Origin of the sequence: Shewanella sp. LZH-2 (assembly GCF_016859145.1) — a bacterium.
In the GTDB taxonomy this organism is placed as follows: Bacteria; Pseudomonadota; Gammaproteobacteria; order Enterobacterales; family Shewanellaceae; genus Shewanella; species Shewanella xiamenensis.
On the sequence record NZ_CP069350.1, the window covers coordinates 541,794 to 562,082 of the forward strand.

The 20,289-nt window shown below is 47.8% G+C and carries 18 protein-coding genes; 11 read left to right on the forward strand and 7 right to left on the reverse strand.

Annotation, left to right across the window (positions count from 1 at the left end; genetic code table 11):
• Nucleotides 1-55: 55 nt before the first annotated feature.
• The 4 genes from JM642_RS02530 to JM642_RS02545 all read right to left on the reverse strand — a co-directional run bounded on the left by JM642_RS02530 (nt 56) and on the right by JM642_RS02545 (nt 4,869).
• Nucleotides 56-667 carry a DedA family protein gene (locus tag JM642_RS02530; protein ID WP_037422677.1) on the reverse strand — a complete coding sequence of 204 codons (612 nt, stop codon included), beginning with the start codon at nt 665-667 and terminating at the stop codon, nt 56-58.
• A gap of 168 nt (nt 668-835) precedes the next feature.
• Nucleotides 836-1,756, reverse strand: a complete 921-nt coding sequence (locus tag JM642_RS02535; protein WP_037422680.1) for a manganese-dependent inorganic pyrophosphatase — start codon at nt 1,754-1,756, stop codon at nt 836-838.
• Nucleotides 1,757-1,886: 130 nt separating this feature from the next.
• Nucleotides 1,887-2,348 (reverse strand): YhcH/YjgK/YiaL family protein, encoded by a 462-nt coding sequence (locus JM642_RS02540; RefSeq protein ID WP_203432628.1) that lies wholly within the window; start codon nt 2,346-2,348, stop codon nt 1,887-1,889.
• A gap of 127 nt (nt 2,349-2,475) precedes the next feature.
• Nucleotides 2,476-4,869 carry a TonB-dependent receptor gene (locus tag JM642_RS02545; RefSeq protein ID WP_203432630.1) on the reverse strand — a complete coding sequence of 798 codons (2,394 nt, stop codon included), beginning with the start codon at nt 4,867-4,869 and terminating at the stop codon, nt 2,476-2,478.
• A gap of 306 nt (nt 4,870-5,175) precedes the next feature.
• Between JM642_RS02545 and JM642_RS02550 the strand changes: the two genes are divergently transcribed.
• The 7 genes from JM642_RS02550 (at nt 5,176) to JM642_RS02580 (ending at nt 12,551) form a co-directional block, all read left to right on the forward strand.
• A complete protein-coding gene (locus JM642_RS02550) occupies nt 5,176-6,234 on the forward strand; it encodes an alpha/beta hydrolase (protein ID WP_203432632.1) in 1,059 nt (352 codons plus the stop codon).
• Nucleotides 6,235-6,375: 141 nt separating this feature from the next.
• Nucleotides 6,376-6,951, forward strand: a complete 576-nt coding sequence (locus tag JM642_RS02555; protein WP_203432634.1) for an LON peptidase substrate-binding domain-containing protein — start codon at nt 6,376-6,378, stop codon at nt 6,949-6,951.
• A 52-nt stretch (nt 6,952-7,003) separates the two neighbouring features.
• Nucleotides 7,004-7,930 carry a pseudouridine synthase gene (locus JM642_RS02560; RefSeq protein ID WP_203432636.1) on the forward strand — a complete coding sequence of 309 codons (927 nt, stop codon included), beginning with the start codon at nt 7,004-7,006 and terminating at the stop codon, nt 7,928-7,930.
• Between the two features lie 314 nt (nt 7,931-8,244).
• Nucleotides 8,245-9,633, forward strand: a complete 1,389-nt coding sequence (locus tag JM642_RS02565; protein ID WP_203432638.1) for a hypothetical protein — start codon at nt 8,245-8,247, stop codon at nt 9,631-9,633.
• Nucleotides 9,630-10,958, forward strand: coding sequence for a glycosyltransferase (locus JM642_RS02570; protein WP_203432639.1), 1,329 nt, complete (start codon nt 9,630-9,632; stop codon nt 10,956-10,958). The genes JM642_RS02565 and JM642_RS02570 overlap by 4 nt, the downstream gene beginning before the upstream one ends.
• Nucleotides 10,958-12,013: a biotin/lipoyl-binding protein gene (locus tag JM642_RS02575; RefSeq protein ID WP_203432641.1), complete on the forward strand. Its 1,056-nt coding sequence runs from the start codon at nt 10,958-10,960 to the stop codon at nt 12,011-12,013. The genes JM642_RS02570 and JM642_RS02575 overlap by 1 nt, the downstream gene beginning before the upstream one ends.
• A gap of 181 nt (nt 12,014-12,194) precedes the next feature.
• Entirely contained in the window at nt 12,195-12,551 is a 357-nt protein-coding gene (locus JM642_RS02580) for a hypothetical protein (RefSeq protein WP_140907884.1), read from the forward strand.
• Between the two features lies 1 nt (nt 12,552).
• Here the strand turns inward: JM642_RS02580 and JM642_RS02585 are convergent, their stop codons facing one another.
• Nucleotides 12,553-14,400 carry an alkaline phosphatase D family protein gene (locus tag JM642_RS02585; RefSeq protein WP_203433713.1) on the reverse strand — a complete coding sequence of 616 codons (1,848 nt, stop codon included), beginning with the start codon at nt 14,398-14,400 and terminating at the stop codon, nt 12,553-12,555.
• A gap of 180 nt (nt 14,401-14,580) precedes the next feature.
• Here JM642_RS02585 and JM642_RS02590 point away from each other — a divergent pair, with 180 nt between their 5' ends.
• The 4 genes from JM642_RS02590 to JM642_RS02605 are packed head-to-tail and all read left to right on the forward strand — an operon-like array spanning nt 14,581 to nt 17,842.
• Entirely contained in the window at nt 14,581-15,501 is a 921-nt protein-coding gene (locus tag JM642_RS02590; protein ID WP_203432643.1) for an SDR family oxidoreductase, read from the forward strand.
• Nucleotides 15,502-15,503: 2 nt separating this feature from the next.
• Complete coding sequence (locus tag JM642_RS02595; RefSeq protein WP_144346456.1) at nt 15,504-16,787, forward strand: HAMP domain-containing sensor histidine kinase; 1,284 nt, start codon at nt 15,504-15,506, stop codon at nt 16,785-16,787.
• Complete coding sequence (locus tag JM642_RS02600) at nt 16,784-17,329, forward strand: response regulator (protein ID WP_037428969.1); 546 nt, start codon at nt 16,784-16,786, stop codon at nt 17,327-17,329. The genes JM642_RS02595 and JM642_RS02600 overlap by 4 nt, the downstream gene beginning before the upstream one ends.
• Nucleotides 17,330-17,365: 36 nt before the next feature.
• Entirely contained in the window at nt 17,366-17,842 is a 477-nt protein-coding gene (locus JM642_RS02605; RefSeq protein WP_203432645.1) for a hypothetical protein, read from the forward strand.
• Between the two features lie 92 nt (nt 17,843-17,934).
• On the opposite strand, the gene JM642_RS02610 is transcribed toward JM642_RS02605, so the two are convergent.
• Nucleotides 17,935-18,645, reverse strand: a complete 711-nt coding sequence (locus JM642_RS02610) for an SDR family oxidoreductase (protein WP_088586599.1) — start codon at nt 18,643-18,645, stop codon at nt 17,935-17,937.
• A 24-nt stretch (nt 18,646-18,669) separates the two neighbouring features.
• Nucleotides 18,670-20,247: a cryptochrome/photolyase family protein gene (locus JM642_RS02615; RefSeq protein WP_203432647.1), complete on the reverse strand. Its 1,578-nt coding sequence runs from the start codon at nt 20,245-20,247 to the stop codon at nt 18,670-18,672.
• Nucleotides 20,248-20,289: the final 42 nt, after the last annotated feature.

Consider the following 20,289-nt stretch of genomic DNA (forward strand, 5'->3'; position numbering starts at 1 on the left):
TACAATTGGGTTAGCACAATCTCGGCGGTAAAATGAGCATATGGAAGTGCGCACTTTATTGATTTTTCATTTGCCATTTACGCCAACTTAGCAGCAGTAACGAGATTAGCAACAGGCTAACGATCGCCCATGTAGGGTATTTATGTTGATGATAAAACGCGAGTATTGGTGCGATTTCATCGCGGATTAACACTGGCCCTAGACCAAAAAGAGTCACCCAAATGCTGGTGGCGAGTAGGTTGCCCATCACAAATTGTTTAAAAGGCATCTTGGCCAGCCCACAGCCTATAAACATAAATTGCTTAAGCCCTTCGACAAAACGGCTGAGCACTAAGGCCGCAATGCCATACTGGCCAATCACATCATGAATTTTGTCTTCTAGTTTGGGTTTTATCCAACCTTTCCGCAGCAATACCTCGCCAAAGCGTCGACCAATAAAATAACCCAATGTGTTGCCACACAGGGCTGCACCGCTGGCTACGATCAAAACTAATGACAGTGACATTTGCCCCGTAGCCGCCAGTAAACTGGCAACAATGAGTAAGGATTGTCCTGGGGCTGGAATGCCAAATCCCTCGACGGCAATAGCGATAAACAGCAGCAGATAACCGTATTGCTGCAACCAAGGGGTCATTTCGGTAATAAGGTGTTGTAAGACTTCTGGCATGATGAAAACAGGGAGCAGGAATGAATCATCCTATCTTACTCGGCACTGCCAAATTTAGGGTAGCTTTATGAGCAAAGTTTCATACTGATTTTATGGAATGGAGCATATCGAAGGCACAAAAAAGCCGAACTCAGTTCGGCTTTTTAGGCATTACGACTTAATGGTCGCTTAAGCGAAAGCGGCCTGCAGTTGTGGTACAACTTGCTTCTTACGGCTTAATACACCGTCTAACCACACTTTGCCATCAACTGGAGTTTTACCGTAGGCGCGGTTAATCAGATCTGCATCGTCAGAAACCACTAACAGTTCTGAGCCTTCTTTCATAATGTCGGTCAGCAGTAACAGTACGCTGTGGCGGTTACCTTCAACCTTCAGTGCTTTAATATCGGCTTCTAGTTCGGCTTTGATTGCATCAAATACTGACAGATCAATTACTTCTAATTGGCCGATACCCACTAAGTTACCGTTCATGTTGAAGTCTTTAAAGTCGCGCATCACGAGGTCGCGTGCTGGCGTGCCTTCAACTGCCGATTTTACTTTGAACATTTCCATGCCCAGTGCTTTAAAGTCTTCGATGCCTGCGATTTCGGCTAAGGCTTCAACGCAGCGAATGTCAGCTGTGGTGCAAGTCGGTGATTTGAAGATCACAGTGTCGCTTAGGATGGCGCACATCATAATGCCAGCGATATTTTTAGGAATGGCGACTTGGTAAAAGTCGTACATCATCTTAATGACCGTGTTGCTGCAACCTACTGGGCGGATCCAACACTCTAATGGCGTATCAGTGGTCAGATCGCCTAATTTGTGGTGATCCACAATCCCTACGATGGTCGCTTTGGCGATATCGTCCGGTGCTTGAGTCAGTTCAGAGTGGTCAACAATGTAGACCTGCTCGCCAGCATAGCTGGTTTTGTATTCTGGCGCTTCAAAGCCAAAACGCTCCAGAATAAAAGCGGTTTCGGGTGATAACTCACCTAAACGTGCGGCAACGGCTTCTTCACCGATTTGGTTTTTTAGATAAGCTAACGCGATAGCACCACAGATTGAATCAGAATCGGGGATTTTGTGACCGACAACGTACATAGGCATTTCAGGGACTCTCCTTTAAATTTGTGGCAATTTTAACAATATTTCGTCCGATTCGGAAATAGCCAAAGCGCATATCGCTGCGCCTTAAGCGGCTATTTCTGTCAAAACTTAGGCATTGTTGACTCAGATTTTAGATTTTCACTTTTATCACGACTTTACGCACCGCTGTCGGTGTATCACTCGTGCCGGGCATATGCATGTCGCCAGGGAAAAAGAGCGCAAACATGCCTGCCTTTAGTTGAATGTAGGAGGCGTTGGCTTTATTCGACTCGTAATCGAACTCGGCGTAATCGTGCTTTTCGAAATAAGGTTTTGAGGGTGTTTGGTCGGCCAATGGTAGATAGCCAAACTCTTCTTCGCCGCTGACCACATACTGCACATCGATGTATTTTTTATGTACTTCAAAGGGTTCCGTCGATTGTAGCTTGGTGTGGTAATCATTGACGATCACGAAAATATCCTCGCCATCAAGGGGATAATTGCCAACGGGCAGTTGGCTAAAGTCTGTGCTGGCAAGATGTGCTAATGCCGTGGCAATGCGTGGGCTGAGTGATTGATAAATATGGCGATTAGCTAAGGTATCGACAATCATGGGGTACTCGATATGGCGTAAGTAAATGAGTGAATTGTAAAGATTATAATCAGTTCACCGCCGTTAGAACATAAGCGATAGACATAAAAAAACAGGCCATAAATGGCCTGTTTTGATGGTTTGCGGCTTAGTAAGTGTACTTAGCCTCGAGGAAGTAGTAACCCCCATTAAATCCAAACGGCGTGTTGGTTAATGGATAGACGAAAATACCATTGAAGTTATTGTCATCTGGGCGTTTTTCAGGATACACATCAAACAAGTTTTGTACGCCAGCGGTGAAGCTTAAGGCATCGGTTGCGGCGTAGCGTACGGATAAATCCATCACCCATTGGTCGCTGTAATTCACATCACCCGTTGAGTAACCCACAGTGTAATCACCGAAATAGCTGAGGCGAATGTTAGTCTTAAAGTCACCTAATTCATGGGTCAGACCTAGGTTACCCGTATTGTGCGGCGTCGCAGAGGTCATGCGGGTTTGTTCGATATTATCGAAGAGTTTAGGGCCGAGTCCGTCCAAAATTTCAGGGAAATGAATATCTTGGATTTCAGTTTTGTTATAGGCGTACGCCAAGTTGGCGCGTAAATCGCCCCAAGAGCCGATATCAAAATCTTGGCTCACTACTAGATCAACGCCGCGAGTACGGGTATCGACGGCGTTAATAAAGAAACGTGCCGATTCCGCATTGGTATTGGCCAGCGCTGCGGCAACTGCGGGTGAGTCGTTTGGCGTCACTGAGCTTGAGAGGATAATCCTGTCATCGATTGAAATCTGATAGGCATCCAAGGTTAACGCTAAACCCGTATCATTGGTGTAGACCAAGCCTAAGCTGAAGGATTGCGACAGCTCTGGGTCGAGTTCGTTAATGCCTAGGGCCTTAGTGACTGGCGATAAGGTGTTGAAGGTGCCTGATTCGATAGGCACTAACTGGCCCGTAGTCGGATCAGGATTGAACAGGGTCGAGATATTGCTGAAGTACAGCTGTTGTACGCTCGGCGCTCTAAAGCCTGTGTTTACTGTGCCGCGCAGCGCTAAATGGTCAGTGAAGTCGTAACGGCCCGCGAGCTTCCAACTGGTGTTGCCGCCAAAGTCAGAATAGTTTTCGTAACGTAGCGCCGCTGCCCAATAAAACTCAGTGGTTAATTGGTTTTCAAGCTCAACATAAACACCAGTATTGTCGCGAGTTTCATCGACTTCTGACTCAGGTGTAAAGCCGGTAAAACCTTGGCTGCCCGCTGCACGGTTATCATAACCGCCATTGATGTAAGAACCCGGTTCGCCTGCGTCAATCTGATAACCGTTTTGGCGCCAAGAGACACCCGTTGCCACTAAGATCTCTGAGTCATTGGCAAAGTTATAGTAGCGCGAGATATCGATGTTCAGGTTTGCTTCGCTGGTGGACAGGGTGCCCGCATCGAATTCCGTCGGGCTATCTGGGCCGAGTGATGCGTTTAGGGTGTTTACAATGTTGTATTCGAACGAGTTTCCGCCATAGCCCGCTGAAGTATCAATATTCCACTCGCCGAGGTTGAACTCGTAGCCCAACACGAATGATGAGTCGATGATCTTAGGATTGATCTGCGGTAAAAAGCCGTCGGGATAAAGCTCGGTCAAGTTACGGGCATCGAGCGCACGGCGATAAAATGCACCGGATTTGGTTTCACGCTGGCTAATGCCACCAAAGGCATAGAGTTTGCTGTCGTTTGAGAAAGGCTGCGCCGCGTTGATAAATAAGCCTAAGTTATCGTATTCGGCGTCGCCCACTTGGTGACTCTTGCGGTTGAAAGTTGCTTCGCGCGGATCAGCCGAACCGTCTGGCAGCTTAGGATATTGTTGACGTGGATCTAAGCCAGCGCGATTGGTGCTGTCTTTATGGTGGGCTTCGACGCCAATATTCACAAAACCGTCGTTGTTAAAACTCATCCCGTGGTTTACGCCAACGCGCCATTGTTCACCGTCACCCTGATAGGTTTGGCCCGCTTGGGCCGAGACGCTACCGCCTTGGTCGTTGTCTTTTAAGACTACGTTGATAACACCGGCAATCGCATCTGAGCCGTATTGTGCCGAGGCGCCGTCACGCAGGATTTCAATGCGTTTAATGGATGTCATCGGGATTGCGTTCAAATCGACGTTAGATGAGCCCTTGCCGACAGTGCCGCTTAAATGCACCAGCGCCGAACCATGGCGGCGTTTACCGTTTACCAGTACTAGCGTGTGGTCTGGCGACAGGCCGCGTAAGCTGGCAGGACGCACCGCATCTGAGCCATCGGTCACCGATGAGAAGGGGAAACTGTAACTTGGCGCGGCAAATTGCAGCGCCTTAGCGGTTTCGGTCATACCTGTGGATTCGAGTTGCTCCGCGGTAATGATATCGACGGGGGCAACGCTGTCGGTTGCGGTGCGCAGAGCGATCCGCGAGCCGACGACTTCAATTTTCTCAACGTTGCTGGCCTGTTCTTCTGCGTGTACGACAGGAAAAACCAAAGTTGAAGATACTGCTAATGCGATAACGGCTGGACGCATAAAACCTCTCAATGTGGATTAACCTTAAGCTGGAACGAAAACATTGAACCAACGAAAGTAACAATTCGATAGGGCGAAGGTTATCACTGTAACAATTGTTACATCTAGACAGAAAAGAACTAACTCAGAGCTTACTGTTCTAGATAATCATTTAAAGCTAGTCGAATATGTCGCCACAGCTCATATGATTGGCTAAGTGAATAAAATCATCTAGATCCATTAGGTTTGCTGAAGGTTTATCGCGCTTGGCGGCTGTGTTTTAATGGCAGTAAACCTCAGGTTTGAGGCACTTTAAGGAGTTAAGTTTTGCCCGCATTACGCTTTCTTGCAGGTCCTACGGCCTTTAACATTATCAGGGAGCAAGGTCTGCATCCAGATGCTTTTACACAACTATTGGCGGCATCCGGTGGACCCAAATGGTTAGGGATTGCGGGGCTTGATAAGTATCTTTTTGCTGAATTTTTTAAAGATAGGCAAACGCCGCTATACACCTTAGGGGCATCCTCTGGCGCCTGGCGTTTAGCCTGTTTAGCACAGCAGGATCCACTACAAGCCTACGCACGTTTAGAGGATTACTACATTGGCCAACGGTATGAAACGATACCGACACCGCATGAGGTGAGCGAGCAGGTGAAGGGCATAGTCCAAGGAATTCTTGGCGAGACGGGTGGTCGCGAGATAGTCAATCATCCCTTTATTCACAGTCACTTAATTGCCTGCCGCGCTAAACACATCAATCGTCTTAGCCATAAATTGCCATTAGCGGCTGGGCTGGCGATGGCGGCTGCGACCAACCTCATTAGCCGCAAAACCTTGGGCTGGCATTTCGAGCGTGTGGTGTTTAGTCAGCAAGTGGCAGCATCACCTTTTAAGCAACTTGACGATTTACCCAGCCAGCAGGCGAGGCTCACCGAGGCCAATATGGATGCTGTGATGTTGGCAACGGGATCTATTCCATTAGTGCTTGCGTCAGTCTCACGGATTGATGGCGCGCCCGCGGGGCAATACTATGATGGCGGCATCACCGACTATCACTTCGATTTGCCCTTATCCCATACTATTATGGGATTGACCCTGTACCCGCATTTTTATCCCCATATGAGCCCTGGATGGTTCGATAAATCCTTGACCTGGCGCCGAGCGCGCACCAATTACCATAACGCCTTGGTGCTGGCGCCTTCGGCGGAGTTTGTGGCGTCACTGCCTTTTGGTAAGGTGCCCGACCGTGAAGACTTTAAACAACTGGATACTGCGCAGCGGATGCAGTATTGGCGCCGTTCTGTTGCCTTAAGCGAGCGGCTTGCTGACGAATTTGCCGAAGTGTATGCAAAGGGCAATGTCGCAGTACACTTAGCGCCGCTGTAGGGTGAGAGGGGTAAACTCGGCCTAAATGCTTTTTACCGTCAGCGACTTTAGGAAGGAAATTATTTCTCCTGCTACACTCTAAATTAATAAGGTGTGGCTGATTTTTGAGCACATTCTTGTATCAGTGGGCAGGAGGTTGCTATGCAAACACGAGAAATGGCGTTAATTATGCGCGATGCCTTGTTGCTGCCACAGGGAAGGATTGAGGTCCGCGTAGTCGAGCCGGGCCAATTGCGCATGGTCGCGGATGTGTTAAAAGGCAAATACGATTTAGCGTTTGCGGCGAGTAAGCCCAGCGGCAATCCGCCCTGTTATCCGACTGCGACACAGTGCGAGATTATCGATTTTAATCAGTTAGAAGATGATACCCTCAGCATCGTTTTAGAGGGGCGCCAAAGGGTTAGTATTCTCTCCGCGGCGCAAGCAAAAGATAAGCTGTGGATGTCCCGCACTTTGCCTTGCCCAAATTGGCAAGAAGAGCCGATAGAAGGGGAGTTCGAACTGATCAGTGCTGCCCTTGAACAATTCTATGAGGTAAACCCTGACTTACTGGAGTTGTATTCCCAAGTGCATTTAGAGGATGCGGCCTGGGTGAGCCAACGTTGGTTAGAAGTGCTGCCCATGTATAACCGCGATAAGCTGGTGTTGGTGAATCAGCCCGACTGCCATAAAACCATGGATTTTGTATTGCAACTTATCAAGTCCCATGTGGACTGAAAAACCACACCAAGGCTAAAATAGCGGCTCATTATCGCCGCTAGTTGTTTCTATGACTCAAACCGCCCGTGCCGCCCAACCTTCTTTTGTGGTTCTCCCCCTAGAAGTGGTTGATAAACCAACCGTATTTTCTTTTTTGATCGAGCATTATGCCCATATTGGCGAAGCAGTTTGGCGTCAGCGCATCCTCGATGGCAAAGTGCATTGGCAAGACGGCAGCTTAATTGGATTAGATACCGCCTATCGCCCGACGGCGAGGGCATATTACTACCGTGAAGTCCCAGTGGAAGCGAAAGTCCCCTTCGAGTCGCCGATTTTATTTCAAGATGACAACCTCATCTTGGCCTACAAACCGCATTTTTTACCCGTCACCCCCAGCGGCGATTACGTGAATGAGTGCCTAGTGCACAGATTACGCTTAAGCACTGGGATAGACACTATCGCTCCAGCCCATAGGTTAGACCGGGAAACCGCAGGCGTTATCCTGATGACGACTCGCCCAGAGACGCGGCATATTTATCACCAATTATTTATCGATGATGCGATCCGTAAAGATTATCAAGCGATTGCCAAACTCACTCCTGAACTTTTGGCACAATATGCCAGTGGCGAATTAACTTTGCCAAAGCATTGGACGGTCAAAAATCGCATGCAACGCAGCGAACCCAGTTTTACCATGAAAATAGTTGAAGGCATGACAAATACTCACTCGGAGATAAGCTTGGTTGCGATAAAAGGCGAGTTTGGTTTATTTCATTTAAGCCCTATTACCGGTAAAACTCACCAATTGCGGGTGCATATGCAAAGTCTTGGTATGCCATTATTAAATGATCGCTTTTATCCGACATTATTACCTAAAGGGCCGGATGATTTTACCAAGCCACTACAACTCTTGGCGCAGCGATTACGTTTTGTTGATCCTCTCTCGGACAATAAACATGATATTCAATGCGAACACTTGTATATAAATATCGATTGATGTTATTTATTTGTGTTGAAACTCGTTTATTCGTTTTTTAATACCCTGTCTTTAGTTGAAATATAAGTTTTATCTGTTTATATTTATTGTCCTTAATAAATAATTAAGGTCAATATTGCTGTGATTTAAGCTATTTTTGATACTTTGTGTTACATCTGTTTTTGATGTTCTCATTGCTCTAGCCTAATCTAGGATAAGATTAAGCGTGAGAAGAGTCTTCTGATGATAACTCAGTGTAAGAATTACTTTTATAAGTTATTACATGGATGTTTGCTTTTATGATGGGTGTTTTTATATCTGCGTAAGGTTTTTATATGACATCTACATATTCAGTAAGTATTGCAGACGATTGTTATTACGAAAATTTTATTTGGATTGGTCCTTGCCATAGACAATCTTGGTATCCTGATTTTGATGCATTTAATTCTGTTGAAGCTTTGTTAGAACTGGGGCATTCAGCAGAACTAATTGTATTATCGTTGCAGGCGGAAGAACAAGATAAGTGCCTCCGTGTTCTTAGAGAAAATGATGCTACTTTTTTGAGTCATATATTAGTCTGCCATGAAAGTGCCTTATCTCCTTATTTAGCAAATGGTTTATGGAATGCTGAATATAATGAACACTATCAAATATACAAACTGAAGAAGCAGCAGGTTAAGTTAGATTATCAAGATGATCCTCGTTATAAGCTGCTGGCTTATCTGTGGTGTCATCACAATGCCATATTAGAACCGCATTCCGTACCTGAAAAAAAATACCTCTATGATTATCCGTTATTACGCTGTTTTGGTATTCATCCTGAGGAAAGCTTTACTTGGTTGGGCGAATTACAAAAATCTCAGTTGATTGAAAAGGCTGAATTATCTAATCGATTACGTTTTTGCCCTGGGTGTCATTCTGGGCATCTTAATTACATCGATGTCTGTCCCCAATGTCATAGTATCGACACCGAGTTGCAAAGTAGTTTGCATTGTTTTAACTGTGGGCACGTTGGTGCTCAAGCATCATTTCGCAAGTTGAACACGCTAAGTTGCCCAAACTGTTTACAAAGCCTGCGTCATATTGGGGTGGATTACGATAGGCCGATAGAGAATCAGCATTGTAATAGCTGCCAAACCTTGTTTGTCGATGCTGTGGTGGAGGCAAAATGCTTGCATTGCCAGCTCAGCAGCAAGCTAGATGATTTGCATGTAAGGAATGTGTACAGCTTTAAACTGGCGATCCCCGGGCGTACCTTAGTTCGTCAAGGGCGTTCGCAATCTTGGTTCGCCTTTGAGCCAGGTGAGCAAATGACCAGTGCACAGTTTTTTTGGTTGGTTGATTGGCAAAATAAATTGGCGAAACGCCATCATCAAACCCATTCTATTTTGTCGATTCAAATGCTCAATGTAGATGAGTTTTTGCTGGCAGAGGGTGAGGCGAAGGGCTTTGCTCAGCTTGATGCCCTGCAAGAGCGTCTGCGAAGCGTTATTCGGGTGACTGATGCATGCAGTAATTATACCCGTGATGGTTTGCTGATGTTACTGCCCATGACGGATATGAGCCAGCTAAAGAGTATCTATAAGAAGTTGTTTGATCTTAAAGAATTGCAATCCGCATCTAAGATTGAACTCAGCGTAAAAGCCCTAACCTTGCCCGCGGACATTGGTGAAAATGTGGGTGAATGGTTAACAGATCAATTAGTTAAAGCTAAGCCAATATGAGTGAATTCAACACCATCAGCTACATGGTGCTCGATATCTGGCACCAATTGGCTGAACACTTAAGCTTTTTCGCTTGGCTGGTGCCACTCATACTGCTGTATGAGGCGCCGCTGATGCTATTGGTGCTCACTGGCATTATGCGGTTTTACTACACCAACTTCGTACAAGTGCCTCGGCAGTCACTTTATAAACCTAAAGTGTCCTGTGTGATCACTTGTTATGCCGAGGGAGAAGCTGTCAAATCGACAATCGATTCCTTTATTGAACAGGTTTATGACGGTGAGATAGAGATCATTGCAGTTGTTGATGGTGCCGTCCAAAACGCGCTGACTTATCAAGTTGCGATGGCGGCGGCCAAGGCTTGCCAAGCAACAAATCGCAAAGTGGTGGTGTTGCCCAAGTGGCAGCGCGGAGGCCGGGTGTCGACCTTAAATGCGGGGCTATCAATTGCCACGGGCGACATTGTGATCAATGCCGATGCGGATACCTCGTTCGACAATGACATGGTGGCGCAGATTGTGCCCTATTTTGAAGATCCTAATGTGCCCGCTGTGGGGGGCGCATTAAGGGTTCGCAATGTGAATGAGTCGATATTGACTCGCATGCAGTCGATTGAATATCTGATCTCAATGCAAGGTGGAAAAACCGGACTTGGGCAATGGAACCTGCTGAATAATATTTCTGGGGCTTTTGGCGCTTTTAGGCGGACCTTTTTAATTCAAATTGGCGGCTGGGATACCCATACTGCTGAAGATTTGGATTTAACCGTGAGGATTAAGCAATACTTTAAGCGTCATCCAGACTGGCGTATTCCTTTTGCGACCTTGGCCGTTGGCCATACAGATGCGCCGGCCGATCTCAAAACCTTAGTGTTACAGCGCCTGCGTTGGGATGGGGATTTATTATTTTTGTATTTTCGCAAACACTGGCCAGCCTTTACGCCTAAGCTGCTGGGCACCGGAACCTTTATCTTTACCTTGCTCTATGGTTTCTTGCAGAACGTGTTGATGCCATTTGTTATCGTATTTTATTCCATCGGAATAGTGCTGAGTTATCCGTGGCAGTTTATTACCTCAATTTCGCTAACGATTTATGGCTTCTATTTTGCCATCTTAGTGTTCTTCTACTTGATGGTTTTATTAGCGATTTCGGAGCGATTGTCCCAGGACTTACGTTTAGCCATTTGGTTACCTTTATATCCGTTTTATGCGCTGTTTATGCGTTTAGTGTGTCTATTTGCGCTATTGAATGAGGTTTTTCGCCGCTCCCATGAAGAAAGTTCAATGGCGCCGTGGTGGGTTTTGAAACGTGGGAGAAAGTTCTAATGAAAGTGAATTATCAACCGAGCGACAAAGCGCAACGACCAACTGATGACAAAGGCATAGGGGTAAAATATGCCGCAGCTAAAAGAGGGGGCTTTAAAGGGCGTTGGTACTTGTTATTAACCTTAGTTATTGCACCTGTAGTTGTGGTCGGCTGGATATTACTGCGCCCTCATTTGTTTATTTTGGCCAGTGGCATAGTGACTACCGAACCCTTAGAGGTGCGTGCCCCAAGTGCTGGCGATGTGGCCGCGATTATGGTGAAACGAGGTGATGTGATTACCAAGGGAGCCGATATTCTCACCTTAGTAGATACGCAGTTAGATGCTCAGATCCAAGAGTTAGAGAAGCAATTATCTCAGCTTGAGTTTGATCATCTCAGCATCAATGCCGAAATCCTCGCGCAATTACAACAGCGTATCGATGTCGCGGCTGAAGGTGTTACGCGGCAGAATGGTTTGCTTGATAGTTTTGAGCGTTACCAACGTCAAGGTGTTGTTCCCACGGCTGATATGGCGGCGGTGTTACAGGCGCATACTGCTGCAAAAATGGCGCTTGAACAGGCAAAAGTCGATTTGATGCAGGCACGTCAACAGCAGAAAACCGAGTTGCTTGCGGGGTCCATCGCTCAATCAAAATACAATATTGAGCTGCAGTTAGCTCGATTAAGAGCGCAAGAGTCGCAATTACATATCAAGGCGCTTAATTCGACTCGCGTGGTCGATGTGCTAGTACAAACGGGAGAGCATATAGTCGAAGATAAACCCCTCGTACTGCTCTCGGGGCGTAAGGAGGCGGTCATCTTTGCCTATCTTGAGCCTAAGTACTTGGAATACACTGCTATTGGTCAAAAGGCAACCATCAAGTTACCCAATGGCACTCGGTTACGCGCCGAGATCTCTGAACCCACCGAGCTGGTGGGGCGCTTACCTAAGCAATTGTCAGGTCCCTTCGATGGCGAAAAACCCGTATTGAAAATCACCTTGAAGCCGGAAACTGATTTGCCTACTGCTATTGAAGGAGTACCTGTTGAAGTGAGTTTCGATTATCTTTGGTAGCCATTCCAATTGGATAAATGTCGCTCTCAATAAAGCGAGGTGAGGGCGGTGTACAAATTTTAATACTGTTCTGTGCGTGCCAGCTTTGGTTTTAAACTAGTTGGCGGTAGCCTTATATGGTTATGATACTGTCCGACCAACGTTTCAGTGCTGCGTTTTATCGGCCCATTAGGATGGTAAGATGACCAAATCTGCAATCATTTCAATTTTGCTCTGTCTCGCAGTGCTTTTAGGCGCCATGTATGTTGGTAACTGGACGAAACATCCTTATGTTCATGAGTTGACGACAGAGATCCGTAAAGCGAGTGCGGTAATCGAACCCAAAAAGCCAAGTGCAGAAATCATGCAGGAGGATGAGAGTAAAGCCGGATCGTCATCCTCACCAAAGGTCATTTGGGATCAGATGTTAGATAATACCTCGCCGCCAAAGCGCCCCGAGTCACAGCTATTTAATCAAAGCTTGCCCAAGCAAGAAGATAGCATGATAACGCCAGCTAATTCGGCAGTGGTTGAAAAGCGTGTTGAACCGTTGCAATAAACTATTCTTGCCTCGGTGGTTCGAACCGAGTTTCGCTCATATCCCCATGTAATACGGCAATTTTTGTGGGCTCGCCATTATCCGCTAATACCAAAATGCCGATGCCGCTGCGGTTGACTAAACGCTTGCTCCGTTCTCCGTTTGGCCGTCTGCCCCGTAATGACATTCGCTTTCGCTTGGTAAATAGGTTCAATGGTGAGAAGTGGCCGTAAAGCCAACCATTGAGCTTGTCGAAAAGTGGCAGCAGTTTTTCGGGGAACTGGTTTTTAATCCCGCTACAGGTAATTTGGTAAATCTTTGGGCTGCTACGGCGAAAGCGAATGCTGATGTCATAGGCAAAGGAATAGTGCACATCCCCCGAGAGGATCACAAATTGCTCTGGGGTCTTGCGGTGCATAAAGATGCTTAGCAAAGCATTGGCTGCGCCCGGATGCGCCATCCAGTTTTCTGCATCGACCAGCAGCGAAGCGCCCATAAAAGTGGCCATGCGTTGCACTGCCTCAATCACTTTGACACCAAACATCGGCGCGGGCGAGACGATAATGACCTTAGATTGACCAAGTAGCGCCTGTTGTAAATCCATTAAGGCTTCCCAATCCATCAAGCCCGAGGGTTTGGCGAGATTCGATTCACTGCGCCAACGGCGGGTGCGAGTATCGAGTACAACCAGCTTGGGTGAGGTGTCTAAGCTGTAATGCCATTGCTCAAATGTCAGTAAGAGATCAATCAAGGTATCCTGAGTGTTAGGGTCGGGGCGATTGAAAAATGCATCTAACTTTGGGCGAACCTCGGCATTAAATTTATCCGGCGCATTACCTAATCCTTGGAATAAGGTATAGGCAATCAAGGCATTACCAATGATTCGTTTAGAAAATGCATGACCGTAGGCGGCTTGTTCCCACTTAGCGGTGAGATTCCAATCATCGGTAATATCATGGTCATCAAACATCATATACACGGGAATATGCGCCATAAGGCGCCTAACCTGAGTGAGTCCTGCTTTAAAGGCCAGTAAGTTTTGCCATTCTTTTTGCCAACGCAGCTTGTTGGCGGCAGAGAGACTGTCGACATCCTTGGGTAAATCAACCAACTCCCATAGTTCGGGCGACCAAGTGAGTAGGTATAGGGCGATCATTTCACTCAGGCTAACTAAATGGTTTTCTGCGATGGATGAGGTAAATATCGGATGGTTGACATACCAGCGCCAAAGCGCAGTTTTGGCGGGATATTCGGTACGTGGCAGCAGCGTTTTATGGCGTAAGTACAAGCTATCAGCTTGATAACGGATTGCCTCGCTTCCCGCAATAGTGGCGCCGTAAAAGGCTTCATGGTGCAGGCCGAGTTTTTCAATCACCTGACCAATGGCGCATAACATGGGGCCAGCCACATCATCCACATAAACTTGATCGCCACTGAGCATTAACAGGGCTGGGCGCTGCTGCGAATCCTTATCGATAAGCTGTGCTAGCGTGGTGTCGGCGGCGACTAAGGCATCCTCGCTATGGTGGTGGGGGTTGCGGCATGAGCCATGCCATACCTGTTTGAGTTCGGTGCAAAAGTAAACCTGGGGTGAGTCGGCACCGTTATAGTGTAATCCGTTGACACCACTGAAAATATCGCCAATCCCCTTAGCCGAAACGCGGTATGGAATAGCCGTTTCAGGCGTAAGTAATGCAGGTCGCGACACACTAATCAAATATTGAAAGGCGTGCTTGCCGAGTGGGATGCAATGCACTTCTTCCTCTGCTAACCCATAGCTTTGCTCCCCTAAGGCCAGCTGTAATTCAGTCAATGGCTCGCGGCTCACAAACCAGAGAGTAAAGTGCGAGGTATCGCAGTGGCGCAGCATCGGGCCTGCGAGGATAAGGGGAAGTGCTTGAGTCAAATTCAGCCTTTTATTGTTAATCAGGTCGAGTGGGATAAACCCAAATCAGCTTAAGTACGGGCAAATAAGAGTAAACAAGTGCGTTGAATATGAAAAGCTTTTAGAATTATCCGCCAAATGGGTGGCTAAGGATCGCGGGGCAATATGGCAAATATTATGGTGACGGGCGCAACCGGATTGCTCGGCAGGGCGGTCGTTAAACAGTTCACTGCCGCAGGGCATAAGGTGATTGCCACCGGCTTTAGCCGCGCCGAAGCTAATATCCATAAACTCGATTTAACCCAAGCTATTACAGTAGAAGCCTTTATTGCCCACGAACGGCCAGAGATTATCGTGCACTGTGCCGCTGAGCGTCGCCCCGATGTGTCCGAGCGCTCGCCTGAGCAGGCTTTGACGCTGAATTTGAGCGCCAGCCAAACCCTTGCTAAGGCCGCTAAACAGCATGGAGTTTGGCTGCTGTATATCTCAACCGACTATGTGTTTGATGGCACAACGCCGCCCTATGCCGAAGATGCTGCACCCAATCCAGTCAACTTTTATGGTGAGTCTAAATTACAGGGCGAAACCTGTGTGCTGAATACCGACAGCAGTTTTGCGGTATTACGTTTACCGATCCTCTACGGCGAAGTGACTCAACTGAGCGAATCTGCGGTATTAGTGTTAATCAATCAATTGTTAGATAGCAGGCCGCAGCGGGTCGATGCTTGGGCTATTCGCTCGCCGACCTCGACGGCGGATATTGCTGGCGCCATCGCTAAGCTGATCAAGCGGCAATTACATGCTGCCGATGTGTCAGGGATTTATCATTTTAGTGCGCCGCAAACCATGACTAAGTACCAAATGCTACTGGGCTTAGGTGAGTTATTGGCAATTGATACTGCGCATTTAACTCCAGAAATGACACCGATGGATAGCGCTAAAAGGCCGCAGAACTGCACCTTAAGTTGCGGGCGTTTAGCGGCGCTGGGCATTTATTCTGAGTTGGAATTTAGCGCAGGGCTTAATCAGGCGCTCGCTCAATCCAGTGCAGCACTTGCGGCTGCTGGCCTTAAGCTTAAGGAATAATGATGGTTAAAATTTTAGGAGCGAATCTGCAAGCGGCCGACCAAGTCGCGCTGCTGCGCACCTTAGGTTTATTGCTGCAAATTGGTTTGACGTTGTTTGCCGCCGATACCTTTGGCCTGAGTTTGCAAATGGAGCCGCTCATGCACGTGTTTGTGCTGGAGGTGCTCTATCTTTCGCTCACATTAGCATTACGTAAACCCTTATTTGCGAAAGAGCGCGGCCTGTTTATCGCCCTAAGTCTGGATACCTTGTTTTGGATCTCTTGGCTGTATTTTTCGGGCGGGGCGACCAATGCGTTTATTTCGTTATTATTGTTACCTATCGCCTTGGCCGCGGTCACATTGCCCATTTGGGCGCCTTGGAGCCTGACGGCGATCTCTACGCTTGCCTATAGCGTGATGATTTTTACCGTGCCAGAGTCGCACATGCAGCACCATGGCATGGATATGAGTTCCCACTATTTAGGCATGTGGTTTAACTTTGTGATTTCCGCCTTAGTGCTGACCACCAGTGTGGCACTGATCGCCAAACGGATGCGCCGTCAGGATGCGCAGCTTGCCTATATGCGCGAAGGACAACTGCGGCAGGAGCAGTTAGTGGCGCTCGGTACTGTGTCGGCGCAAATGGCCCATCAATTAGCGACGCCACTCTCAACATTGCATTTATTGCTCGATGAATTAAGGGAAGAAACCCCCGAACCCTCAATAACCTTAGTTGAAATGGAAACCGCACTGGGGCGTTGTGAGCACACCTTGGCGGAGCTGCGATTGGCAACCGAGTCGATTCGTGACCGTCGTCAGCGGCCTCAAAATCTCACTGAGCTGGTGGCTGGATTAAAACAGAAAACCCAGTTATTGATGCCGCAAACAGAACTCAATTGGTTGATAACCTGTGAGCCTAAGCTGCTAGAAGAAAAGCAGATCTTAACCGATATGAGCTTAACCCCCGCCATTATGGCCTTGATTGAAAACGCCGCCCGCGCCAGTGTCGAAACCATAGGTACTTCGCAGGTGGATATTAGCGTCGATTGTTCGCCAAGCGAGGGGCAGGCTTATTTGCAGATCCGTGATTATGGCGCGGGTATCGCCCCTTCATTATTGCCACAATTAGGCACCTTATTAATCGAGAGCCCTAAAGGCTTAGGCGTAGCCTTGTTACTGAGCCATGCTAGCTTGGAGCGTTTAGGCGCGGAGCTTATTCTGGCAAATCATCCCCAAGGCGGCACAGTGGCGCAAATTCGTTTTACACTCTTGGCGCCTAAAGTACCAACTGGAGAAACAGTATGAAACGGCTATTGATTATTGAAGATGATCAAGCGCTTGCAGGTATTTTAGCGCGGCGTTTGACCCGCCATGGGTTTGAATGTCGTTTAAGTCACGATGCCAGTAGTGCCCTGCTGGTGGCGCGGGAGTGTTGCCCAACCCATATCCTGCTGGATATGAAATTGGCCGAGGCCAACGGCCTGAGTTTAATTGTGCCGCTGCGTAATTTGTTACCCAAAGTGGTGATGGTGCTACTGACGGGCTACGCCAGCATTGCTACCGCGGTGGAGGCGATTCGTCTTGGTGCCGATAACTATCTGGCTAAACCCGTCGATACCCAAACCCTGCTAGCTGCCTTTGAGCTGGATGCTTACCCTAATACCTTGCAAGAAGATGATGTTGACGACTCACCGCTTAATCCTAAACGGCTGGAGTGGGAACATATTCAGCAGGTGCTCAATGCTAATCAGGGCAATGTGTCGGCTACCGCTCGGCAACTGGGTATGCACCGCCGTACCTTGCAGCGTAAGTTATTAAAGAAACCGGTGAGTGAAACGGGCCGCTAAAGTAAACGAGCATTCGCTCAAGGAAGGAGGCGTGGAATGCGTGAGTATGATGGTGTTGAGGTGCGTTATCGCAGGCCCGATGCCGATTTAGCTAAAAGCTTACAAGTGGTTGAAAATCTATTGGGCTTTGCCCCCGATCCGCAGCAGTTAGACTTTGATTTATCCTTTTGGGCGGGCGGTGCTGGGGTATACGATAAGTTGGCGATCTCCTGCAATGTCACGCCCGAGCAGCGGCAACAACTACAACAAAAACTGGATTTATATTCTCCTGAAGATGCCGTAGCACGGGATTATTGGCGTGAGGACTTTATCTGGTTAGTCGCCGACGATGAGGAATGCAGTGATATTTTGGCGGCTTCGGCGCAATTTATTAACGACAACAAAGCTGCCTTCCAAGAAACTTGCCTTGAATCCCATGCCATTTATTTCAGCTATATGAGCGATGTGAACGGCTGGACCGCCGTATGGGAGCAGGGCGGCCGCATCAATTATGCCTACTTTTGTCAGGGTTAAGAGGTGCCAAGGTTAAGAGGTGCCAGGATTAAGTGCTGTCAGTACTGAAAGCTGCCAAGGTTCATCTATATCAGTGCTAAACGCTTGTGTCGCTACCAAGGCAGTTCTACCCCATCGTAGGCCAAAAATTGTCCTGTTTGAGTTGGGGTGGCATTGGTAATAATGCCCACTAAACACTGGGCTACGTACTCTGGTGTAAACAATTTATCTTTGGGCACACTCTGCTGAAAAGGTTTGGATAGTGGTGTATCCGTGGTGCCGGGATGCAGTGACAGCACCACGCAGTGTTTGATGCTTCTTTGCCATTCAATCGATAGCGTTTTGAGGAACATATTCAGCGCAGCTTTCGAGGCACGATAACTGTACCAGCCACCCAAGCGGTTATCGCTAATGCTGCCGACTCTCGCCGAAATCACCGCAAATCTTGCCGACGCACTGCGTTTTAACGCTGGTTCAAAGTGCTTTGCCAGCATCATACTCGGCAGCGTATTTAGCTGGATATTGTGCAGGAAAAAGTCCCCATCGAGGGTCTGTAAGCTTTTTTCTGGCCCCTTATCCTCGGTGTGCAGCATGCCAATACAGTTAATCAGCCAATCTAACTGGGGGATATTTTGACTCAGTTGCTTAATTTCCTCCTCAAGGGTGATATCCAGCTGATGCCAGATAACGCCATCGTCTCGCCCTGTATCTGGCCGATGCTGTTTATAGGTCGCATGAATAGTGGCCTCGGGATAGGTTTCGCCAAGCTTATTGACCATCGCTTGACCTATACCACCGCTGCCGCCCAGTACTAGAATATGCATGGCTTTTCTCCTCAATACTCAATGTTATAGCCGTTCAAGTTGCGCTATATGCTGTTCCGCAGTGGCCAGAATTGCCTGTTTAACCGACTTCTCGGTATTATCCCAAGTGCGGTATAGCATGGCGATGCGTGGATTATGGGTGAGCTGCGCGCGGTGTTTATCCATAAAGCGCCAATATAGGCTGTTCAATGGGCAGGCTGATTCGCCGCTACGTTCTTTTATCTTGTAATGACAACTGCCGCAGTAATCACTCATTTTATTGATATAACTGCCGCTTGCGGCATAGGGTTTAGTGCCGACGATGCCGCCATCGGCGAATAGCGCCATACCGCGAGTGTTGGGCATTTCGACCCATTCAATCGCATCCACATATACGCCTAAGTACCATTTATCCACTTCATCGGGGGCGATTTCGGTCAATAAACAGAAGTTGCCAATCACCATTAAGCGTTGAATATGGTGGGCATAGGCAAAATCCAGTGACTGAGATAAGGCGTGGTGCAGGCAATTCATTCGAGTCTTGCCATGCCAAAAGTAGTCGGGCAGCTTGCGCGTGGCCTCGAGGGCATTAATGTTGGCGTACTTTGGCATATTCGCCCAATAGATACCGCGCACATATTCACGCCAACCGATGATTTGCCGAACAAAGCCTTCGACCTGAGCTATCTCTATAAAAGGATTGGCATGATAGTGCTCAATCACCGCATTGATCACTTCTAATGGGCTGATAAGTTTGGCGTTTAAGCTAAAGGACAGCCGGCTGTGGTACAGGCTCCACTGCGCCGGATGTTGCTGGGTCATCGCATCTTGAAACCGGCCAAAGGCGGGCAGACAGTACTCACAAAAATACTGAAGTAATTCGAGGCTTTGCACGCGGTTTATCGGCCAGAGTAAATGCGTATCCGCCTTGCCCATAGTGTTAATCCCATGGCGCGTAAGGCGCTCGAGAATGTCTTGCACATTGTGGCCAAACATCAAGGGTGTTGGGAGCGATTTGATATCTTGGGATTTAAGCTTTTGCCTGTTGTTGGCATCAAAGTTCCATTGTCCGCCTACGGGCCTGCCATCCGTCATCAAGATATTGAATCTTTTGCGCATTCGCCGATAAAAATGCTCCATCAGCCTGTGTTGCCCTTGGGGGAATTCCCTATCAATTTCGTCAAAGGGCAATAAAAAGTGCTCGGTATCGACGCAATTCACAACGGCATTGGCCAACTTCAACTGGCTTAATTGCGCGAGGAGTCGATATTCGTCAGGCCGTTGATATTCAAACTTAATCGCCCCTGTTTCGGCAACATAGTGTTGGAGTAAGGCATTAAGATCGACAAAGTCTTGGGTATCGTCGAGGGTGAGGTAACGCACTTGATGCCCCGCAGCGCCAAGCTCGCTGGCAAACTGCGCCATGGCGCCAAAGAAGGCGCAGATCTTTTGCATATGATGGGTCACATAGGTGTTTTCTTGATGCAATTCTGCAATTAAATACAGCACCTTAGGATCGACTTGCTGATACCAAGAATGCTGGGCGTTAAGCTGATCGCCCAAAATCAGTCTAACCGTATGGAAGTGCTGTAATTGCTGCTGTGATTGCTGCCGTAATTGCATTAGGTGGACTCTGGTGAATGACTGTCGCGGTTACACATTTCG

Bases quoted from the DNA above. Each gene is read 5' to 3' on its own strand.
- JM642_RS02530 (WP_037422677.1), bottom strand. From the start codon at position 667: ATGCCAGAAGTCTTACAACACCTTATTACCGAAATGACCCCTTGGTTG.
- JM642_RS02535 (WP_037422680.1), bottom strand. From the start codon at position 1,756: ATGCCTATGTACGTTGTCGGTCACAAAATCCCCGATTCTGATTCAATC.
- JM642_RS02540 (WP_203432628.1), bottom strand. From the start codon at position 2,348: ATGATTGTCGATACCTTAGCTAATCGCCATATTTATCAATCACTCAGC.
- JM642_RS02545 (WP_203432630.1), bottom strand. From the start codon at position 4,869: ATGCGTCCAGCCGTTATCGCATTAGCAGTATCTTCAACTTTGGTTTTT.
- JM642_RS02555 (WP_203432634.1), top strand. From the start codon at position 6,376: ATGCAAACACGAGAAATGGCGTTAATTATGCGCGATGCCTTGTTGCTG.
- JM642_RS02560 (WP_203432636.1), top strand. From the start codon at position 7,004: ATGACTCAAACCGCCCGTGCCGCCCAACCTTCTTTTGTGGTTCTCCCC.
- JM642_RS02565 (WP_203432638.1), top strand. From the start codon at position 8,245: ATGACATCTACATATTCAGTAAGTATTGCAGACGATTGTTATTACGAA.
- JM642_RS02570 (WP_203432639.1), top strand. From the start codon at position 9,630: ATGAGTGAATTCAACACCATCAGCTACATGGTGCTCGATATCTGGCAC.
- JM642_RS02575 (WP_203432641.1), top strand. From the start codon at position 10,958: ATGAAAGTGAATTATCAACCGAGCGACAAAGCGCAACGACCAACTGAT.
- JM642_RS02580 (WP_140907884.1), top strand. From the start codon at position 12,195: ATGACCAAATCTGCAATCATTTCAATTTTGCTCTGTCTCGCAGTGCTT.
- JM642_RS02585 (WP_203433713.1), bottom strand. From the start codon at position 14,400: ATGCTGCGCCACTGCGATACCTCGCACTTTACTCTCTGGTTTGTGAGC.
- JM642_RS02590 (WP_203432643.1), top strand. From the start codon at position 14,581: ATGGCAAATATTATGGTGACGGGCGCAACCGGATTGCTCGGCAGGGCG.
- JM642_RS02595 (WP_144346456.1), top strand. From the start codon at position 15,504: ATGGTTAAAATTTTAGGAGCGAATCTGCAAGCGGCCGACCAAGTCGCG.
- JM642_RS02600 (WP_037428969.1), top strand. From the start codon at position 16,784: ATGAAACGGCTATTGATTATTGAAGATGATCAAGCGCTTGCAGGTATT.
- JM642_RS02605 (WP_203432645.1), top strand. From the start codon at position 17,366: ATGCGTGAGTATGATGGTGTTGAGGTGCGTTATCGCAGGCCCGATGCC.
- JM642_RS02610 (WP_088586599.1), bottom strand. From the start codon at position 18,645: ATGCATATTCTAGTACTGGGCGGCAGCGGTGGTATAGGTCAAGCGATG.
- JM642_RS02615 (WP_203432647.1), bottom strand. From the start codon at position 20,247: ATGCAATTACGGCAGCAATCACAGCAGCAATTACAGCACTTCCATACG.